General features: G+C 71.1%; 20 protein-coding genes. 16 read left to right on the top strand and 4 right to left on the bottom strand.

The window, feature by feature from the left end:
- Window position 1 precedes the first annotated feature (1 nt).
- A complete protein-coding gene (locus AB4079_RS15420) occupies window positions 2-631 on the top strand; it encodes a DNA-3-methyladenine glycosylase (RefSeq protein ID WP_441788196.1) in 630 nt (209 codons plus the stop codon).
- A 36-nt stretch (window positions 632-667) separates the two neighbouring features.
- Here AB4079_RS15420 and AB4079_RS15415 read toward each other — a convergent pair whose 3' ends face one another.
- Window positions 668-1,273, bottom strand: a complete 606-nt coding sequence (locus tag AB4079_RS15415; protein WP_441788195.1) for a hypothetical protein — start codon at window positions 1,271-1,273, stop codon at window positions 668-670.
- A complete protein-coding gene (locus AB4079_RS15410) occupies window positions 1,270-1,911 on the bottom strand; it encodes a DNA-binding protein (protein WP_441788194.1) in 642 nt (213 codons plus the stop codon). Before AB4079_RS15410 ends, AB4079_RS15415 begins: the two co-directional genes overlap by 4 nt.
- A 132-nt stretch (window positions 1,912-2,043) precedes the next feature.
- Here AB4079_RS15410 and tyrS point away from each other — a divergent pair, with 132 nt between their 5' ends.
- The 8 genes from tyrS to xerD all read left to right on the top strand — a co-directional run bounded on the left by tyrS (window position 2,044) and on the right by xerD (window position 10,360).
- A complete protein-coding gene (tyrS, locus tag AB4079_RS15405) occupies window positions 2,044-3,363 on the top strand; it encodes a tyrosine--tRNA ligase (protein WP_441788193.1) in 1,320 nt (439 codons plus the stop codon).
- Window positions 3,364-3,385: 22 nt separating this feature from the next.
- Window positions 3,386-3,541, top strand: a complete 156-nt coding sequence (locus tag AB4079_RS15400) for a hypothetical protein (RefSeq protein ID WP_441788192.1) — start codon at window positions 3,386-3,388, stop codon at window positions 3,539-3,541.
- Window positions 3,528-4,328, top strand: coding sequence for a TlyA family RNA methyltransferase (locus AB4079_RS15395; protein ID WP_441788191.1), 801 nt, complete (start codon window positions 3,528-3,530; stop codon window positions 4,326-4,328). Before AB4079_RS15400 ends, AB4079_RS15395 begins: the two co-directional genes overlap by 14 nt.
- A gap of 97 nt (window positions 4,329-4,425) precedes the next feature.
- On the top strand, window positions 4,426-5,343 hold the full coding sequence (locus AB4079_RS15390; RefSeq protein WP_441788320.1) for an NAD kinase: 918 nt from the start codon (window positions 4,426-4,428) through the stop codon (window positions 5,341-5,343).
- Window positions 5,336-7,075 (top strand): DNA repair protein RecN, encoded by a 1,740-nt coding sequence (recN, locus tag AB4079_RS15385; protein WP_441788190.1) that lies wholly within the window; start codon window positions 5,336-5,338, stop codon window positions 7,073-7,075. The genes AB4079_RS15390 and recN overlap by 8 nt, the downstream gene beginning before the upstream one ends.
- Complete coding sequence (locus tag AB4079_RS15380) at window positions 7,072-8,817, top strand: CTP synthase (protein WP_441788189.1); 1,746 nt, start codon at window positions 7,072-7,074, stop codon at window positions 8,815-8,817. The genes recN and AB4079_RS15380 overlap by 4 nt, the downstream gene beginning before the upstream one ends.
- Entirely contained in the window at window positions 8,817-9,443 is a 627-nt protein-coding gene (locus AB4079_RS15375; RefSeq protein ID WP_441788188.1) for an NUDIX domain-containing protein, read from the top strand. Before AB4079_RS15380 ends, AB4079_RS15375 begins: the two co-directional genes overlap by 1 nt.
- Entirely contained in the window at window positions 9,440-10,360 is a 921-nt protein-coding gene (xerD, locus tag AB4079_RS15370) for a site-specific tyrosine recombinase XerD (protein ID WP_441788187.1), read from the top strand. The genes AB4079_RS15375 and xerD overlap by 4 nt, the downstream gene beginning before the upstream one ends.
- Before the next feature lie 57 nt (window positions 10,361-10,417).
- On the opposite strand, the gene AB4079_RS15365 is transcribed toward xerD, so the two are convergent.
- Window positions 10,418-10,960, bottom strand: coding sequence for a GNAT family N-acetyltransferase (locus AB4079_RS15365; RefSeq protein WP_441788319.1), 543 nt, complete (start codon window positions 10,958-10,960; stop codon window positions 10,418-10,420).
- 116 nt (window positions 10,961-11,076) lie between these two features.
- On the opposite strand from AB4079_RS15365, the gene AB4079_RS15360 reads away from it, so the two are divergent.
- From AB4079_RS15360 to der, 7 genes are all read left to right on the top strand, one after another.
- Window positions 11,077-11,976 (top strand): ParA family protein, encoded by a 900-nt coding sequence (locus AB4079_RS15360; protein WP_441788186.1) that lies wholly within the window; start codon window positions 11,077-11,079, stop codon window positions 11,974-11,976.
- Window positions 11,960-12,865 carry a segregation/condensation protein A gene (locus AB4079_RS15355; protein WP_441788185.1) on the top strand — a complete coding sequence of 302 codons (906 nt, stop codon included), beginning with the start codon at window positions 11,960-11,962 and terminating at the stop codon, window positions 12,863-12,865. Before AB4079_RS15360 ends, AB4079_RS15355 begins: the two co-directional genes overlap by 17 nt.
- Window positions 12,855-13,484: an SMC-Scp complex subunit ScpB gene (scpB, locus tag AB4079_RS15350; RefSeq protein ID WP_441788184.1), complete on the top strand. Its 630-nt coding sequence runs from the start codon at window positions 12,855-12,857 to the stop codon at window positions 13,482-13,484. Before AB4079_RS15355 ends, scpB begins: the two co-directional genes overlap by 11 nt.
- Window positions 13,474-14,223, top strand: coding sequence for a pseudouridine synthase (locus tag AB4079_RS15345; RefSeq protein ID WP_441788183.1), 750 nt, complete (start codon window positions 13,474-13,476; stop codon window positions 14,221-14,223). The genes scpB and AB4079_RS15345 overlap by 11 nt, the downstream gene beginning before the upstream one ends.
- 269 nt (window positions 14,224-14,492) lie before the next feature.
- Window positions 14,493-15,581, top strand: coding sequence for a prephenate dehydrogenase (locus tag AB4079_RS15340; protein WP_441788182.1), 1,089 nt, complete (start codon window positions 14,493-14,495; stop codon window positions 15,579-15,581).
- The gene (gene cmk / locus AB4079_RS15335; protein WP_441788181.1) at window positions 15,578-16,249 is read left to right on the top strand and encodes a (d)CMP kinase; all 672 of its coding nucleotides are present in this window, start codon (window positions 15,578-15,580) and stop codon (window positions 16,247-16,249) included. Before AB4079_RS15340 ends, cmk begins: the two co-directional genes overlap by 4 nt.
- A complete protein-coding gene (gene der / locus AB4079_RS15330; protein ID WP_441788180.1) occupies window positions 16,242-17,747 on the top strand; it encodes a ribosome biogenesis GTPase Der in 1,506 nt (501 codons plus the stop codon). The genes cmk and der overlap by 8 nt, the downstream gene beginning before the upstream one ends.
- Window positions 17,748-17,846: 99 nt before the next feature.
- Here der and AB4079_RS15325 read toward each other — a convergent pair whose 3' ends face one another.
- Window positions 17,847-19,766 (bottom strand): hypothetical protein, encoded by a 1,920-nt coding sequence (locus AB4079_RS15325; RefSeq protein WP_441788179.1) that lies wholly within the window; start codon window positions 19,764-19,766, stop codon window positions 17,847-17,849.
- Window positions 19,767-19,907: the final 141 nt, after the last annotated feature.

The following is a 19,907-nucleotide window of genomic DNA, read 5'->3' as shown; positions in this document are numbered from 1 at the left end:
CGTGACGCTCTACCGACCCGCGCGCGACGAGTTCCTGGCGTCCTCGCTCGAGGTCGCCCCGCGGCTCCTCGGCGCCGTGCTGCGTCACGATTCGCCGGACGGGGCGGTCGCTCTGCGCATCACCGAGGTGGAGGCGTACATCGGCGACGGCCTCGACCCGGGCTCGCATGCCTTCCGTGGCCGGACCAAGCGCAATGCCGTCATGTACGGTCCGCCCGGGCACGTCTACACGTACTTCACGTATGGGATGCACGTCTGCGCCAACGTGGTCTGCTCGCCCGAGGGCGAGGCGACCGCTGTGCTGCTGCGCGCGGCGGAGGTCGTCGAGGGTGAGGACCTCGCGGAGCACCGCCGCGTCGGCGCCAGCGGCCGCCGCATCCCGCACCGTGACCTCGCCCGCGGGCCGGCCCGGTTGGTGGTCGCGGCGGGGATGAGCCTCGCCGACGACGGGGCCGACCTGTTCCGCTCGCCGTTCGAGCTGGAGCTGCCGACGGAGAAGGCCGAGTACGCGACCGGCCCGCGCACGGGTGTGTCCGGCCGGGGAGGCGGTGGCGGCTTCCCCTGGCGCTACTGGCTGCCCGGCGACCCGACGGTCTCGCCGTACAAGCGGCACCCGAAGTCGCACGACTGACCGGGCCCGCCGACCCGGCGGGGGTGTCGCCCGCGCTCAGCCCGCGACGATCCGGAAGATCCCTGCGCAGACGCACGCCCAGAGGACGCTGGTCAGCGTGCCGATGATGAAGCGCTCGCGCGCCTCCGCCTCCGCCAGCTCGGTGAAGCGGCCGACACCCTTGATCGCCACCAGGACGGCCAGCCCCTCCGGGAATCCGGCCATGATCGTCGCCGCGGCGGCGAAGCGCTCCAGCACCCCGATCGTGGTTCCACCACGAAGCACCTCGCGTGTCGTGGTCTCACCGCCGGGAGTGAGTGCGGGCACCAGGATGCCGTCGTGCGGGCTCGGCCGGGTGGTGCTCCGGGTCGCAAGGACGAGGGCCAGTTGCGACGCGGGCCAGCCGCCCAGCACGGCGAGGGCGAAGACGACGATGCCGATCAGGATGCGGAAGATCGGGGGCGCGTGCTGCTCCGGGATCAGGACGACGACGAAAGCGGCGCCGAGCAGCGCGGTCGCGCAGTAGACGAGGGGGCGGCGCGGGCTCCGGAGCGTCGCGGCGATGCAGCCGAGTGCCGCGATGAGCAGCACCAGTGCGAGGGCCCACGTTGCCTGGGGGAGGACCTGGTTCAGCAGCACGGGGACCGGTGGCCAGGTCGTCATTCGTCCTCCTCGGCGGGTGCGTCATCCGATGCAGTGCCGGACTGTGCGGCGTCGGCGCGTGCCAACAGCCTAGTCAGCGCCGGGAGGGCGGCGAACTCGACACGGAGGGCGGCGGCGCGGGCGCGATCGCTGGCCGACTGCGGGGTGATGCCGAGGCGCGCCCCGGCCTTCGCCTGGGTCAGTCCGGCGGTGAGGAGGTCGTAGAGCTGCCACCCGGCCGGGGTGCGCCCCTGCCGCAGCGTCAGCAGCAGGGCGAGCATCGCCTCCACATCGGCAGCGGGCTCGGGCGCGGTCACCGCTTCGACCGCCAGCCGGGTCGGGATGCGCTTGGCGCGGTCGACCGCGGCGCGGGCCGCGACGAACGCGTCGCCCGTGGCCTCACGAGTGCTCTCGGGGAGTGGGCGCCGGACGTCGCCGAGGCCGAGCCCCACGCTCCACGTGCCGTCCCGCGTGAGGGAGAGGACGACGTCCAGTGAGGTCGCCGCGTCGGCGGTGAGCACCTGGAGCTCGTCGCCTGCGTTGCGGTCGGGCGGCAGTGCGAGCCGCGGTCCGAAGCGCTCGGCGAACGAGGCCAGCGTCGGCGCGACGATGTCGGCGCGACGCCGGCTGTCCACCTGGTCGGCAGTGACGACGTACATCTGATCCCCTTCATCAGGCTTCTGGTCCTGATGACGACCATATCAGGTCTCTGCACCTGATCGCTAGATCATCAGGCGCGTGGTCCTGACAGCGCACGGCGGCGGCCTCGTCACCGCTGCTACCCTGAACGGGTGTCCGAAATCGCCATCGCCAGCGCGCAGAACCTGACCGCGCAGACCAACGACGCGTCCTTCGACGACGTCTGGGACGAGCTCACATGGCGCGGCCTCATCCACGTGTCGACGGATGAAGCCGCGCTCAAGGAGCTCCTGGCCGGCGAGCCGATCACCTACTACTGCGGCTTCGACCCTACAGCGGCCAGCCTGCACCTCGGCAACCTGGTGCAGCTCCTCACCATGCGTCGTCTGCAGCTTGCCGGCCACCGCCCGCTCGGCCTGGTCGGCGGGTCCACCGGCCTGATCGGCGACCCGAGACCCACGGCAGAGCGCACACTGAACACCAAAGAGACGGTCGCGGAGTGGGTCGGCTCCCTGCAGGCGCAGGTCACCCGCTACCTCTCCGACGAGGGCGAGAACGCCGTCCGCCTGGTCAACAACCTGGACTGGACCGCCCCGCTGTCGGCGATCGACTTCCTGCGCGAGATCGGCAAGCATTTCCGAGTCGGCACGATGCTGAAGAAGGATGCGGTCGCCGCACGTCTGAACTCCGACGAGGGCATCTCGTACACCGAGTTCAGCTACCAGATCCTTCAGGGCATGGACTTCCTCGAGCTGTTCCGGCAGTACGGCTGCGTTCTGCAATCCGGCGGCAGCGACCAGTGGGGCAACCTCACCAGCGGCACCGAGCTCATCCGGAAGGTCGAGGGCGTGCATGTGCACGCCATCGGCACGCCGCTGATCACCAACAGCGACGGCACCAAGTTCGGCAAGAGCGAGGGCAACGCCATCTGGCTCGACCCCGCGCTCACGACGCCCTACGCGATGTACCAGTTCTGGCTCAACACCGACGACGCCGACGTGATCGACCGCCTGAAGGTGTTCACGTTCCTGTCGCGTGCCGAGATCGAGGAGCTGGCGCAGAAGGTCGCCGACGAGCCCTTCAAGCGCGAGGCGCAGCGCCGCCTGGCGTTCGAGGTGACGTCGCTGGTCCACGGCGAGGAGGCGACGCAGGCGGCCATCGCCGCGTCGCAGGCGCTGTTCGGCCAGGGCGAGCTGACGGCGCTCGACGCGGAAACGCTGGAGGCCGCGCTGCGGGAGCTTCCGAACACGACGACCACAGAACCGTCGGCGACGGTCGCGCAGGCGCTCGTCGACACCGGACTCACCTCGAGCCTGGGCGAGGCGCGCCGCGCGGTCGCCCAGGGCGGCGTCTACGTCAACAATGCCAAGGTGGAGGATGCCGACCAGTCGATCGGGGCGGACGTGCTCCCGGGCGACATGGTCGTGCTGCGACGCGGAAAGAAGACGCTCGCGGGTGTCTTCGTCGCGTGACGCGCTGACGTACGGTGGGGTCATGACGGATGAACCGCAGGTCGGCGAGGACGGGCTCGTCGCCCGCCTGGACGTGATCGAGGAGCAGCCGCTCACCGCTCGCGCCGACGCGTACGCGCAGCTGCACGAGCAGCTCCGGCGAACGCTGGAGGGCGACGACGAGCATGGCCGCGGCTGAGCGCCGCCTCGACGTGGCGCTCGCCGAACTGGGTCTCGCGCGGTCGCGCTCGCACGCGGCGACCGTGATCGCGGAGGGCCTCGTCACGGTGGATGGGCGCCCGGCGGTGCGTGCATCCCTCAAGGTGTCGGACGACCAGGACATCCGCGTTGCCGGCGCCGACCACTACGTGAGCCGGGGCGCGGACAAGCTGATCGCCGCGCTGGACACGTTCGCGGTGGACCCGGTCGGCCGGGTGGCGCTCGACGCGGGTGCCTCCACGGGCGGGTTCAGTCAGGTCCTGCTGGAGCGGGGAGCCGCCCGGGTGATCGCCGTGGATGTCGGGCACGGGCAGCTGTCGCCGGTCGTCGCCGCCGACGAACGGCTGGAGTCGTATGAGGGCGTGAACGTCCGCTCGCTGACGGCCGAAGCGCTGGCCGGGCTTGCGGGGGACGACGTCCGCCCGGACCTCGTGGTCGCCGACCTCTCGTTCATTTCGCTCACCCAGGTGCTGCCCGCTCTGGTCGCCACGGCGGCGCGCGGCGCGGATTTCGTGCTGCTCATCAAGCCGCAGTTCGAGGTCGGCCGCCAGGGCATCCGGGAAGGGGTGGTCCGGGACGCGGGTCTCCGGGCCGATGCAGTCTCCGATGTGCTGTGGGCCGCGTACGACGCGGGGATCGGGACGGCCGGGCTGATCGCCTCTCCGATCGCCGGCAGCCACGGTAACAGGGAGTTCCTCGCCTGGTTCCGGGCGGGCGCGCCGGACCCGTCCGGACTGCGCGACGAGGTGGTCCGGCTTTCGCGCTGAGTGAATGTTCTCCACAAACCCGGACCGCGGACTCGTCCCGCGCGAGAAACCAGACAGAATGGGAGGACCGCTTGTGAAGGGAGACGACGTGACACTGATGGGTGCAGCGACGCGGTACATCCTCGTCGTAGCGCACACCGGTCGTCAGGACTCCCTGGAGGCGGGTGTCCGGGTGTCCCGGCAGCTGCTCGCCGCGGGCGTGGTCCCGGTGCTCAGCGCCGACGAGCGCAAAGACCTGCTCGAAGCGGACCCGTCGCTGGAGGCCGTGGCCGTTCTCGGCGACGACGTTCCGCCGAGCGAGCTGGAACTGGTCATCGTCCTGGGAGGCGACGGCACCATCCTGCGTGCAGCGGAGCTCGTGCGCGGCTGCTCGGCGCCGCTCCTCGGCGTGAACCTCGGGCACGTGGGCTTCCTGGCCGAGAGCGAGCGCGACGACCTGGAGACCGCCGTCGCACGCGGGCTCGCGAAGGACTACGAGGTCGAGGAGCGGATGACCCTCTCCGCCCGCGTGAAGGTCGGCCGCGAGGTCGTCTACGAGAGCTGGGCCCTCAACGAGGCGACGGTCGAGAAGGCGAGCCGCGAGCGGATGCTCGAGGTCGTCATCGAGGTCGACGGCCGGCCGATGTCGAGCTTCGGCTGCGACGGCGTGGTGATGTCGACGCCGACGGGATCGACGGCGTACTCGTTCTCGGGAGGCGGTCCGGTGGTCTGGCCGGGCGTCGCCGCCCTGCTGCTCGTACCGCTGAGCGCTCATGCCCTGTTCTCGCGGCCCCTCGTCGTCGACGCCGATTCGTCGCTCGCCGTCGAACTGCTCGATCGCGCAGGGGGCGCCGGCATCCTCTGGTGCGACGGCCGCCGACCGTTCGACCTGCCGCGCGGCGCCCGCGTCGTCGTCCGCCGCTCGCCCATCCCGGTGCGCCTCGCCCGCCTGCACACGTCGCCGTTCACCGACCGCCTGGTGCACAAGTTCAACCTTCCCGTGACGGGATGGCGGGGGCCGGCCGGTCGTGACTGACGCTCGCGGAGGAATCGAGGAGATCTCGATCAAAGACCTGGGCGTCATCGCCGACGCGTCCCTCCCGCTGGGGTCCGGTTTCACCGCGATCACCGGCGAGACGGGCGCGGGCAAGACGATGGTCGTCTCTGCGCTCGGTCTGCTGCTCGGCGAGCGCGCCGACACCGGCTCCGTGCGCCTCGGCAGCCCGCAGGCGTGGGTGGAGGGCAGGTGGCGCGTGCCGTCGGCCAGCGAGGTCGTCGCGCGCGTACGCGACGCCGGCGGCGATGTGGATCCGATCGATGCCGCCGAGGCGGAGCTGGTGCTCACCCGCTCGGTGTCGGCGGAGGGCCGCTCGCGCGCGGTCGTCGGCGGCCGGAGCGCGCCCGTCGCTGTGCTCTCCGAGCTTGGCGAGCAACTCGTGGTGGTGCACGGCCAGTCCGACCAGATCCGGCTCCGCTCCGCCATCGCCCAGCGTGCCGCGCTCGACCGCTTCGCCGGGCCGGTCTTCGGCGAGGCGCTCGCCGCCTACGAGCAGGTCTTCCACCGCTGGCGCGACAACCGGGCGGAACTCGACGAGCTGGTGGCCGATCAGGACCGCCGGGCCCGTGAGGCCGAGGATCTGCGGGTCGCGATGGCCGAGATCGAGTCCGTCGCGCCCCAGCCGGGCGAGGACGACGAACTGGCCGATCGCGCAGAGCGACTCACCAACCTGGAAGAGCTGCGCCTTGCCGCGGCCGCCGCCCGTGAACTGATGAGCGCGGAGGAGTCGGAGGGCGTCGATGCGCTCGCCCTGCTCGACAACGCCCGTCGCCAACTCGAGCGCGTCGCCCCGCACGACAGCGCGCTGCGGCCGCTGGCCGAGTCCGTCGCCGAAGCCAACTACCTCATCTCGGACATCGCCGCACAACTGTCGTCCTACCTGGCGGCGCTGGATGCGGACGGGGCCCACGAGCTCGAAGCGGTGCAGGAGCGCCGCGCCGAACTCGCGGGACTCATCCGCAAGTACGGTCCGACCTTCGACGACGTCATCCAGACCCTGGAGACCGGCAGCCTCCGCCTGCTCGAACTGGACAGCGACGCCGACCGCATCGGCGAGCTGACGCGCGAGGTGGAGGAGGAGGCCGCCCTCGTCCGCGAGCTCGCCGCCGGTCTGAGCGCCGAGCGCACGGCAGCGGCGGTCCGGCTCTCCGAGGCGGTCAGCGACGAGCTGTCCGCCCTGGCCATGCCGGACGCGCGCATCGTGGTGGAGGTGACCCAGCGCGACGCCGACGACCTCGGCTCGTACAGCTCCAATGGATGCGACCAGGTCGCCATCCTGCTGCAGCCGCATCCCGGAGCCGAGCCGCGCCCGCTCGGCAAGGGCGCCTCGGGAGGCGAGCTGTCACGGGTGATGCTCGCGATCGAGGTGGTCATCGCCGGGAGCGACCCCGTGCCGACCTTCATCTTCGACGAGGTCGATGCCGGTGTCGGCGGCGCCTCGGCCATCGAGATCGGCCGGCGCCTCGCGCGCCTCGCCGAGTCGGCCCAGGTCATCGTCGTCACCCACCTGGCTCAGGTCGCCGCGTTCGCCAACAACCACCTCACGGTCGTCAAGGGCAACGACGGCGCGGTCACCGCCTCCAGTGTCCGCCGGCTCGACGGCGACGAGCGCATCGCCGAGATGGCGCGCCTGCTCTCCGGCCTGCCTGATTCCGAGAGCGGGCTGGCCCACGCGCGCGAACTGGTCGAGATGGCGTCCGCGCGCAGATGATAGGCTGTAAGCCCGTGGTGGATAATTCAGATGCGGACCTCTCAAACGGCATTACCAAGCACATTTTTGTGACGGGTGGTGTCGTTTCTTCGTTGGGGAAGGGCCTCACGGCGGCCTCTCTCGGCAACCTCCTGACGGCTCGCGGACTCCGCGTCGTCATGCAGAAACTCGACCCGTACCTCAACGTGGACCCGGGCACGATGAACCCGTTCCAGCACGGTGAGGTCTTCGTCACCGACGACGGGGCCGAGACAGACCTCGACATCGGACACTACGAGCGCTTCCTCGACATCAACCTCGGCCAGTCGGCCAACGTCACCACCGGGCAGATCTACTCGAACGTGATCGCCAAGGAGCGCCGCGGCGAGTACCTCGGCGACACGGTCCAGGTCATCCCGCACATCACCGACGAGATCAAGCGCCGGATGCGGCTGCAGGCGCAGCCGGGACCGGACGGCGAGCCCGCACCCGACGTCATCATCACCGAGATCGGCGGAACCGTCGGCGACATCGAGTCGCAGCCGTTCATCGAGTCGGCCCGCCAGGTGCGGCACGAGCTGGGGCGCAAGAACTGCTTCTTCGTGCACGTCTCCCTGGTGCCGTTCATGAACGCCTCCGGCGAGCAGAAGACCAAGCCGACGCAGCACTCCGTCGCCGCCCTCCGCTCCATCGGAATCCAGCCGGATGCGCTCGTGCTGCGCAGCGACCGGCCGGTCTCCGAGAGCAACAAGCGCAAGATCGCGCTGATGTGCGACGTGGACGAGCAGGCCGTCGTGAACGCCATCGACGTGCCGAGCATCTACGACATCCCGACCATGCTCCACGAGCAGGGACTCGACGCGTACATCATCGATCAGCTCGGCCTGGACAAGGCCGACGACGTGGACTGGAACGGCTGGGCGCGCCTCCTGGAGTCGGTGCACGACCCGAAGCACGAGGTCACCATCGGCCTGGTCGGCAAGTACATCGACCTCCCGGACGCCTACCTCTCGGTCACCGAGGCTCTGCGCGCGGGCGGTTTCGCCCACCGCACCAAGGTGAACCTGAAGTGGATCCCGTCCGACGAGTGCCAGACGCCGGAGGGTGCCGCGTCGAAGCTCAGCGACGTGGACGCGATCTGCGTGCCGGGCGGCTTCGGCGTGCGCGGCATCGAGGGCAAGGTCGGTGCACTGCGCTTCGCACGCGAGAACGGTATCCCCGCGCTCGGCCTGTGCCTCGGACTGCAGTGCATGGTCATCGAGTACGCCCGGCACGAGGCCGACCTCGGCGGCGCATCCTCGTCGGAGTTCGACCCGGAGACCGAGTTCCCGGTGATCGCCACGATGGCGGAGCAGGTCGACATCATCGCGGGCGGCGACCTGGGCGGCACCATGCGCCTCGGCCTCTACCCGGCGACCCTCGCCGACGGCTCCATCGTCTCCGAGCTCTACGGCGCGAGCGAGGCCTCCGAGCGCCACCGCCACCGCTACGAGGTGAACAACAACTACCGCGAGCAGATCGCCGACGCCGGCCTCTGGTTCTCCGGAACGTCGCCCGACGGCCACCTGGTGGAGTACGTGGAGCTCCCGCGCGAGGTTCACCCGTTCTACGTCGGCACGCAGGCGCACCCCGAGCTCCGGTCGCGCCCGAACCGCGCGCACCCGCTGTTCTCCGGGCTGGTCGGCGCCGCGCTCGAGCGTCAGAAGGCCGCCCTGCTGTTCGAGGTGGCCGAGGCGGACGCCGAGATGGTCGCCGAAGCCTGATGACGGGCGACCTGAACGACCAGCCGTTCCGGCCGGAGATCGTCTCGTCCGAGACGGTGTTCGAGGGCAAGATCTGGAACGTCCGCCGCGACGTCTTCCGCTACAACGGCGACGAGATCACTCGTGAGTACGTGGACCACACCGGGGCCGTCGCCGTCCTGGCGATGGATGAGGACGGCCGCGTGCTCCTCATCCGCCAGTACCGGCACCCGGTGCGGCACCGCGACTGGGAGATCCCGGCCGGGCTGCTCGACCAGCCGGGCGAGGACCCGCTGACCGCGGCCCAGCGCGAACTGGGCGAAGAGGCGGACCTCGAAGCCGACGAGTGGAACGTGCTCACCGACGTCTTCACCAGCCCGGGCGGCAACGACGAGTCCATCCGCCTGTACCTGGCCCGCGGCATCCGCTCGACCGGTTCCGCGTTCGCCCGCGAGGCGGAGGAGGCCGACATCGAGGTGCGCTGGGTGCCGCTCGACGATGCGGTGGAGGCGGTGCTGCAGCGCCGGGTCCACAACGCACCGCTGATCATCGCCCTGCTGGCCGCACGCACCGCGCGGGAGCAGGGATGGAGCACGCTCGGCGCGGCGAACGAGCCCTGGCCGAGCCACCCGAAGCTCACGCCATGACCGTCGCGGTCGATGTCGACGCCTTTTTGAGGCATGTCGCCATCGAGCGCGGCCTCTCGGCGAACACCGTCGCGGCGTACCGGCGCGATCTGACCGTCTACAGCGCGTGGCTGGAGGCTGAGGGCATCGGCGACGTGCAGCAGGTGACCCCCGTCATGCTCTCGGCGTTCGCCGTGCACCTCGGTACGCGTGAGGAGTCACCGCTCGGCGCATCCCCGTTGGCCGCATCCTCTCTGGCCCGGATGCTGTCGACCGTGCGCGGGTTCCACCGGTTCCTGCTCGAGGAGGGCCGGGTCGAGGTGGATGCGGCGCGCGACCTCCGCCCTCCCAAGCTGCCCAGCCGGCTGCCGAAGGCGATCTCCGTGGAGCAGGTGGCGGCCCTGCTCGCCGCGACCGACGGCGACGACGTGGCCGCGTTGCGTGACAAGGCGCTCCTGGAGCTCATGTACGCGACCGGGGCCCGCGTCAGCGAGGCGGTCGGCCTGAATGTGGACGACGTGATCGACACCGACGTCGTCCGCCTGACCGGCAAGGGCAGCAAGCAGCGCATCGTCCCGCTCGGCAGTTTCGCGCAGGAGGCGGTCTCGGCGTACCTCGTGCGGGCGCGGCCTGTGATGTCGGCGAAGGGCCGTGCGACCCCCGCGCTGTTCCTGGGGATGCGCGGTGCGCGGCTGTCGCGGCAGAACGTGTGGCTCATCATCCGCGCCGCGGCCGAGCGGGCGAAACTCGACATCGAGCTGTCGCCGCACACGCTGCGGCACTCGTTCGCGACGCACCTGCTGGCCGGGGGAGCGGACGTCCGCGTCGTGCAGGAGCTGCTGGGCCACTCATCCGTGGCCACGACGCAGATCTACACCCTCGTGACGGCCGACACGCTGCGCGACGTCTACACGACATCCCACCCGCGCGCCCGCTGACCGTCGCGGTGGCGCCGGCGTTCGTCACGTGCGCCGCTGCGCGCGCGGCCGCCGACGCTACGAACCGCCGCGCTCGCCGGTCGGCTGAGCGTCGCGGTGGCGCCGGCGCGGCGCGCGACGGCGCAACCAGACGAAGACCGACCGGCCGTCGCCCCCGGCCCGCCGGGTGCCGGTGAAGCCGAGCTTGCCGAGCACACCGAACGACGGCGCGTTCCAGGTCGCCACCGTCGCCCAGACCACGGGGAGACCCGCGTCGAACGCCGCGTCGGCGACCGCGGCGGCGGCCTCCGTCGCGTACCCGTGGCCGACATGCGCGCGCAGCAGTTCGTACGCGATCTCCGGCTGGGCGAGGCTGGCCCGGCCGACGACGAGCCCGCAGTAGCCGACCGCCTCGCCCGTCTCGGCGAGCTCCACGGTGTACAGCCCGAAGCCCAGCTCGTCGAACGCATCGCGCTGCGCATCCAGCCGCTTCCGCTCCTCCTCCACCGACCCTGGCTCGCGGCCGAGAGGGTGCTCGGCGAGCAGTGCGAGGTTCCATTCGGCGTCCCGCCCGTCGCGCCGACGCAGACGCAGGCGCGGGGTCTGGAGGGTGGACGGCATCTGCTGCACGGCGTCAGCGTACCGAACCGCCGGGCGCACGCCCCGCAAGCGAGGCACGGCGCGCATAGACTGGTGCCTTGAAAGACCGCTCCACGAGAGGGACGAGGAACACCCAGGTGACGCGCAACGACGAGGTCGAGACCCAGCTTCCGGGCATGGATGCCGCATCCATCGCCGTGAAGCACGGGCCCACCGGTCGGCCGCTGCGCCCCTTCGCGGTGCCCGCCCCGCTCGCCCAGCACGGACCCGCCAAGATCGTCGCCCTCTGCAATCAGAAGGGCGGCGTCGGAAAGACGACGACCAGCATCAACCTGGGTGCGACGTTCGCCGAGTACGGCCGCCGGGTGCTGGCCGTCGACTTCGACCCGCAGGGTGCGCTGTCGGCCGGTCTCGGCGCGCGGACGCACGACGTCACCACGATCTACGACCTGCTGCTCAACCGGAAGGCCGACGTCCAGGAGGCCATCCAGTCCACGTCGGTTCCCGGTCTCGACATCATCCCGGCGAACATCGACCTGTCGGCGGCAGAGGTGCACCTCGTCAACGAGGTCGCGCGCGAGCAGATCCTCGCCGGCGTGCTGCGCCGGGTCGCCAACGACTACGATGTGATCCTCGTCGACTGCCAGCCGTCGCTGGGCATCCTGACGGTGAACGCGCTCACTGCCAGCCATGGCGTCCTCATCCCGCTCGAGTGCGAGTACTTCGCGCTGCGCGGCGTCGCCCTGCTGATCGAGACCATCGACAAGGTGCGTGAGCGTTTGAACCCGGCGATCGAGCTGGACGGCATCCTGGCCACCATGTACGACTCCCGGACGCTGCACTCCCGCGAGGTGCTGGAGCGCGTCGTCGACGCCTTCGGCGACCGGGTGCTGGAGACGGTCATCTCGCGCACCGTTAAGTTCCCGGACGCGTCGGTCGCGGCCACCCCGATCACGCAGTTCGCGCCCGAGCACCCGGCGGCGGAGGCGTACCGCCAGCTGGCGCGGGAACTGGTGTTCCGTGGCGCCGTCGCCTGATACGACCGAGCCGGAGCACGCGACAGAGCCGGAGCGCACGACCGAGCCGGAGCACGCGACGGAGCCGGAGCACGCGACGGAGCCGGAGGGCACCGCCGAGCCGGCGGAAGCCGGCTTCCGCGTCTCCGTGGGCGAGTTCGAGGGTCCGTTCGACCTGCTGCTCTCGCTGATCACGAAGCACGAGCTCGACATCACCGAGATCTCACTCAGTCGCGTGACGGACGAGTTCATCGCCTATCTCCGCGCCCTGGACACGGAGGAGAGCCTCGACGAGGCCAGCGAGTTCCTGCTGGTCGCCGCCACCCTCCTCGACCTGAAGGTGGCGGGTCTCCTGCCGCAGGGCGAGCTGGTGGACGCGGAGGATGTGGCGCTGCTGGAAGCGCGCGACCTCCTCTTCGCCCGCCTGCTGCAGTACCGCGCGTTCAAGGAGGCGTCCACCTGGTTCGCGCAGCGGCTCGAGGCGGAGGGCGCCCGGCACGCGCGCCTGGTGCGGCTGGAGGACAAGTTCCGCCAGCGCACGCCGGAGCTCGTCTGGACACTGAGCCTGGACGACTTCGCCGCGCTGGCCACGCTCGCCATGACGCCGCGCGAGATCCCCGTGGTCGGGCTCGACCACCTGCACGCCCCGCTGGTCAGCATCCGGGAGCAAGCGGCGATCGTGGTCGGGATGCTGCGGCACGGCGAGCCGATGAACTTCCGCCAGCTGGTGGCCGGGGCCGAGCAGAAGGGCGTGGTCGTCGCGCGCTTCCTCGCCGTGCTGGAGTTGTACCGCCGTGCGGCGATCGCCTTCGAGCAGCTGGAGCCGCTGGGTGAGCTGACACTGCGGTGGACCGCCGAGCACTGGTCCGAAGAGAACCTGTCGAATCTGGGAGCCGACTATGACGGTTGAGAATGTGGCCGCGGAAGCGGTGGTCGACGCGACGGACACCACCGAGGTCCCGGCGCCGGTCGAAGATGCGGACATCGAGCGTGCGCTGGAGGCCATCCTGATGGTCGCCGACGAGCCGATGAGCATCATCACGCTGGCGACCGCCGTCGGCGCGCCGGTGAAGCGTGTGCGCGCCGCGATCGCGACGCTCGTCGCCGACTTCGACGGCGAGGACGGGGGAGTCCGCCGCGGCTTCGAGCTGCGCGAGGTGGGCGGCGGCTGGCGCATCTACGTGCGCGAGGAGTTCGACCGGGTAGTGTCCGGCTACGTGCTGCAGCAGAACCCGACGAAGCTCTCGCAGGCGGCGCTGGAGACTCTGGCGGTGATCGCCTACAAGCAGCCGATCAGCCGCGGCGCCATCGCCTCCATCCGCGCCGTCAACGTGGACTCGGTGGTGCGGACGCTGCTCGGCCGCGGCCTCATCACCGAGCTGTTCACCGACAGCGAGACGGGTGCCATCAACTACGGCACCACCGACCTCCTGCTCAGCCAGCTGGGCATCAACTCGGTGGACGAGCTGCCGAAGATCTCGCCGCTGCTGAGCGACGGAGCGGACGGGTTCCAGGGCGATGTCCGCTGAGAACGACGCGCAGGGCGAGCGCCTGCAGAAAGTGATGGCCGCGGCCGGGGTGGCGTCCCGCCGCGTCTCGGAGGACATGATCGTGGCAGGCCGCGTGACGGTCAACGGAAAGGTCGTCACCGAGCTCGGACGACGGGTCGACCCGACCACTGACCTGGTCGCCGTCGACGGGACCGCCGTTCAGCTCGACACCTCCCGCCGCTACGTGATGCTGAACAAGCCCGTCGGCGTGGTCAGCTCCATGCGCGACGAGCAGGGCCGGCCCGACCTGTCGCGCTTCACCGCGGACTACCCGGAGCGGCTGTTCAACGTCGGCCGTTTGGATGCGGAGACCTCGGGCCTGCTCATCCTCACCAACGACGGCGAGCTGGCGCACGTGCTCGCCCACCCGTCGTTCGGCGTGACCAAGACCTACATCGCGCGGGTGCGCGGCGTCGTCTCACCGCAGACGATCGGCCGGCTCACGAAGGGCGTCGAGCTGGAGGACGGGCCGATCGCCGCCGACAAGGCCAAGCTGCTGCAGACGCGCAGCGACGACTCGCTGGTCGAGGTGACCCTGCACTCGGGTCGCAACCGGATCGTGCGAAGGATGCTGGCCGAGGTCGGGCACCCGGTCATCGAGCTGGTCCGTCGGCAGTTCGGGCCGCTGCATCTGGGCACGCTGAAGGTGGGCCAGCTGCGCGACCTGACGAAGGCCGAACTCGGGCAGCTGCTGACTATCTCGCGCGAGAGTCGCTGACCGGCTGTCCCGTCCCTGCCCTCCGGGAACGGAGGAGGTCTGGCCACTTCCTGCCACATCTACCTCCCTTTCCCGCCTGCCCGCGGCGTGTCGCGCCGGATGTCCTCCGTTTCCCGCCGCGGAGACGTCGCGTGGAGAACGGAGGAGTCCGGGCCCGACGCGCCGATCACGCGCGGGGAACGGAGGAATCGGCAACCGATCCGCCCGAAGGCTCCTCCGTTGCCCGCTCTCGGCGGAAACCCGCGCCCGCCGCTGGCTAAAGTGGACGGGTGACTGACAACTCCGCCCGCCTCACCGGCCCTGTCCGCGTCGTCGGCGCGGGGCTGCTCGGCGCCTCCGTCGGGCTCGGGCTGCGTGCCCGCGGCGTCGACGTGGTGCTCGCCGACGCCTCGCCCGCGCATCTGCGGCTGGCGGCGGACTACGGCGCCGGACGGATCGACGACGGCGGAGTGGAGCCCGCCCTGATCGTGGTCGCCGTGCCGCCCGACCTGACCGGCCGGGTCGTCGCTGACGAGCTGGCGGCGCACCCCGAAGCGGTGGTGACGGATGTGGCGAGCGTGAAGGTCGCGCCCCTGGCGGAGCTCGAGGATTCGGGTCTCGACCTCGCCCGTTACGTCGGCGGGCATCCCCTCGCCGGGCGCGAGCGCGGAGGACCCTCGTCGGCTCGCGCCGACCTGTTCGTCGGGCGGCCGTGGGTCGTCGCGGCGCGGCCGGAGAACCCGCGGTCGGCGGTCAGCCTGGTCGAGGCGCTCATCCTCGACCTCGGTGCGACCCCGGTCGAGATGGCTGCCGATCAGCACGACGCCGCCGTGGCTCTGGTGTCGCATGCTCCGCAGATCGTGTCCTCCCTCATGGCGAAACGACTGGCCGACTCTCCCGACGCCGCGCTCGCGCTGGCCGGGCAGGGCGTCCGCGACGTGACGCGCATCGCCGCGAGCGAGCCCGAACTGTGGGTGCAGATCCTGGGTGCGAACGCCCCGGCGATCGTCGAGATCCTGCGTGCCTACCGGGACGACCTCGACCGCGTGCTCGTCGCGCTCGGCGACGTCGACGCCTCCGGCGCCCGTCGCACCCTCGCGGAGGAGATCGCGGGCGGCAACACCGGCGTCTCCCGGCTGCCGGGCAAGCACGGCCAGGATCGCAGGTATGCGCGGTTCGTGGTGATGGTGGAGGACCGCCCCGGAGAACTGGCGCGGCTGCTGAACGAACTCGGCGAGCTGGGCGTCAACATGGAGGACCTGCGACTGGAGCACTCGCCCGGCGCACCGTTCGGCCTCGCCGACATCGCGGTGCTGCCCGAGGTGGAGCACCGCACCGTCACAGACCTGACCGAGCGTGGATGGAGGATCACCGGATGACCGAGACAATCGTGGTCGCGGTCGACGGACCGGCCGGCAGCGGCAAGTCGAGCGTCAGCAAGGCGGCCGCCCGCCGCCTGGGCTGGGCGTACCTCGACACCGGGGCGGCGTATCGCGCACTGAGCTGGCACGTGGTGGCCCGGCGCGTCGACCCGACCGATTCCGCCGCGGTGATCGACGCTCTCCCCGACTTCGACTACCGGATCGGAACCGACCCGGACACCTACCACGTGTTCGTCGGCGACCACGACGTGACGGAGGCCATCCGCACGCCCGAGGTCACGGCGGTCGTCGCCCCGATCGCTCGTGTCCCGGAGGTGCGGACGTTCCTGACCGGGCTGTTCCGCGACATCATCCGGCACACCGACCGCGACGGGATCGTCGTGGAGGGCCGGGACATCACGACGGTGGTCTGCCCCGATGCTCCGGTGCGCATCCTGCTGACCGCCGACGAAGCCGTTAGAATGGCCAGGCGTTCCGCGGAGCTGATCGGCCATTCCGCCGCCCACGTCGGTGAAGCCCTGCGAAGGCGCGACGCCGCGGATTCCCGCGTCGTCGACTTCATGAACGCCGCGGACGGTGTGACCACCGTCGACTCCACCGACCTCGACTTCGACCAGACCGTTGACGCGGTCATCCAGGTCGTACAGAAAGCAGCACATGTCTGACATCGAAAACGAGCCCATCGGCGACGACGACCTCGTCGCCCGGCTTTCCGCCATCGACGAGGACCTCGCGGTCCAGCGGGCGAACGCGCTGCGCAGCGGCCTCGAGGACTACGAGCTCGAAGAGAGCGACCTCGACCTGCTCGACATCGCCGGCGAGGACGTCGACGGCATCACCTACCTCCCGGCGCTGCCCGTGCTGGCCATCGTCGGCCGCCCGAACGTGGGCAAGTCCGCGCTGGTCAACCGCATCCTGGGCCGCCGTGAGGCCGTCGTGGAGGACACCCCTGGCGTCACCCGCGACCGTGTCTCGTACCAGGCGGAGTGGAACGGCCGACGCTTCACCCTCGTCGACACCGGCGGCTGGGAGCCGGATGCTCGCGGCATCGACGCGTCCGTCGCGGCGCAGGCGGAGGTCGCGATCGATCTTGCCGACGCCGTGCTGTTCGTGGTGGATGCGACGGTCGGCGCGACCTCGACCGACGAGCACGTGGTCCGTCTGCTCCGGAAGACGAAGAAGCCGGTCTTCCTCGCCGCCAACAAGGTGGACGACGCACGCCAGGAGCCGTTCGCGACCGAGCTGTGGTCGCTCGGGCTGGGCGAGCCGCATCCCGTCTCGGCTCTGCACGGCCGCGGCGTCGCCGACCTGCTCGACGAGATGCTCAAGGTGCTGCCGGAGGAGTCCGCCGTCGCCAAGCGCGAAGTGGGCGGCCCCCGCCGCGTCGCCATCATCGGGCGACCGAACGTCGGAAAGTCCTCCCTGTTGAACAAGACGGCGGGGGAGGAGCGTGTGGTCGTCAACGAACTCGCCGGCACCACGCGCGACCCGGTCGACGAGCAGGTCGAGCTGGGCGGCAAGGTCTGGCGCTTCGTCGACACGGCCGGCATCCGCCGCCGTGTGCACCTGCAGCAGGGCGCCGACTTCTACGCCTCGCTCCGCACCTCCACGGCCCTCGAGAAGGCCGAGGTCGCCGTCGTGGTGCTCGACGTGAGCGAGCCGATCAGCGAGCAGGACGTCCGGATCATCGATCTCGTGCTCGAGTCCGGCCGAGCACTGGTGCTCGCCTTCAACAAGTGGGACCTGCTGGACGACGACCGCCGCCGCTACCTGGAGCGCGAGATCGAGCAGGACCTCGCGCACGTGGCGTGGGCGCCGCGGGTGAACATCTCCGCCCGCACCGGCCGCCACCTCGAGAAGCTGGTGCCCGCGCTGGAGTTGGCGCTCGAGTCGTGGGACACGCGCATCCCGACCGGTAAGTTCAACGCGTTCCTCGCCGAGCTGACCGCCGCGCATCCGCACCCGGTCCGCGGCGGAAAGCAGCCGCGCATCCTGTTCGGCACCCAGGCGACGAGCCGCCCGCCGACATTCGTGGCGTTCACGACCGGGTTCCTCGACCCGGGCTACCGGCGGTACATCATCCGGCGGCTCCGCGAGGTGTACGGCTTCGAGGGCACGCCCATCGTGCTCAACATGCGGGTGCGTGAGAAGCGCAAGCGCTAGGCGCTCGGGGCGCGAATCCCACCATCGCTTCCTCACTTAATCCGTGTCTCGCGGCTCGAGGCGCGGATTTTTCGAGGAAGCGATGGTGTGTGAGCTTGCTCAGCGCTGGCGGGCCACGTCCAGGACGGGGTCGAAGGCGTCCGGCGCGTGCACGATGACGACCGGCGCCGTACCGCCGGGGAACAGCCGCCCGACCTCGGCCGGGTCGGCCCGGTCGTCGACCGTGATGTCGATCGACTCGCGCCAGCGGCCGTCCGACAGCCGCTGCACCGTGGACTCCCACGTGATCCCGGGCGTCGCGCGGGCTTGCAGCCGCAGGTGGATGCCCACAGCGCGCCGTCGCGCGAGCAGCGACAGCAGGCCCCGGTACACGGCGGTCCGTCCGGCGTCGATGAGCCACGGGTCGAGTTCGCGCACGAGGATGTCCGCGTTCCAGAGGATCGTCGTCGCGAACCCGCTGCGCGACTCGTAGACGTCCACCGCGATCACGCCGTCGAGGCGCCGCACGGTCTGCCGAAGCGTCCCACGGGTGATGCCCTCCTCGACCGTGCTGTGCAGGTAGAGCGGCACCGACGGTCGCGGCGGCAGCCCGCCCGCTCGCGACGTGGCGTGGTCGTGGATGCGCTGCGGCGGCCCGAAGAACTCCCTCAGTTGGGCCAGCACGTCCGCCACCCGTGGGTCCGGCGGGTCCGCCTCCACCGCCGCCGCCGTGTCCGCGTAGGCCGTCGACTGGTGCAGCGAGCCGATCCGGAAGCCGTGCGTCAGCGGCGGGCGCGCCCTCACGGTGAGGAACGGGGTCCCGGCCTGGATGCGGACCGGGTTGTCGCGGCCCTCAACCCGGGGCACCGGGTCGAGTACGTGCTCCAGCGCCAGCACCGTCACCGCGTCGGGCACGCCGATCCGCCCCAGGGGTGTCCCCGCGACAGCCAGGTGCGTCACCGTCAGCCCCTCGGTGACCGCGGCCGAGGCGACCTGCGCGGCCACCATGCCGCCCAGGCTGAAGCCCGCCAGCAGCACCGGTTCGCCCGGCCGGATCCCCGCCGCCCGCATCGTGTCGAGTGCCGCACGGGTGACGGTCGGCTCGGCCCCTGCGCCGATCAGCAGGTCGGCCGTGATGTCGTTCGGCGCCGCTCCGGCGCGTGGGTGCCATGACTTGGTGCTCGCGAACTGCACCACCCAGCGCCGACCGCCCGGCGCATCCACCTCGACCACACGCACGAGCGCAACGTCCGCCCGGTCGTCGAGGTCCGGATCGCACAGGTCGTCGATCTCCCGCTGGCTGAGCAGCAGCTCGCGCAGCGAGCCGATCGACCGCCGCCGCATCGCGCCCGCGGCGATCCCGGGCTGACCGAGCGGGTCGGGGGAGGGCCCGAGCGGCAGCCCGAGCAGCCCGCCCGGTACGTCCGGAAGACCCGGAGTCGGGACGTAGTCGTCGCCGCCGTCGGAATCGTTCCACCAGTCGAGCACGTCGCGGATCAGCGGAAACGCGCGGCCCAGGAAGTCGTCGTAGCCGAGCAGCAGCGCGTCGTGGCCGTCGCGCAGCAGCCCGCGCCGCCGCCCCAGGTTCACGATCTTGCGCAGGATGGCCGGCAAAGTGAACACCGCGACGTACGGCCGCGCCCGCCAGCGCGGGAGGAACACTCCGATCAGCGAGACCAGCAACGCCAGCGGGGCGAACAGCCACCCGGCGCCGCGGGCCGCCGCTCCGACCGTCCGCGGCACGAGGGTCAGGTAGAGCCCGCTCAGGGCGACGCGCCTGGTCCGGCGGGTGGACGGCGGCGGCGTCGCGAACGGATACGGGATGCGCTCCCTGCTCTGGATGGCGAACCACACCCAGGCCGCACCGGCGCAGATCAGCCAGAGCAGCAGCCCGACAACAGCAGCAACGACTCCGACCGCCAGCAGGAGCAGCCCGAGGGCGAGGGCGATCGGGATTCCGACGATCAGCCCGAGGACGAAGACGACTCGCCCACCTGCGCTGCGGCCCCGCCACAGCTGCGGAGACGGCTGCGACGGCATGCCGCCAGCCTATGCCTCGCCCTCCGACATGCTCCGCCATTCGCGCGCTCGCCCTGCGACCTGCCCGCCCAGTCGATGCGTTCGCATGAATCACCGACCCCCGCAACTCCGACACGCCGCCGCACGCTGTGCACCTTCAGA

This window comes from Leifsonia sp. 2MCAF36, from assembly GCF_052115525.1.
Lineage (GTDB): Bacteria > Actinomycetota > Actinomycetes > Actinomycetales > Microbacteriaceae > Leifsonia.
This window is presented reverse-complemented; position numbering and strand designations above follow the sequence as displayed.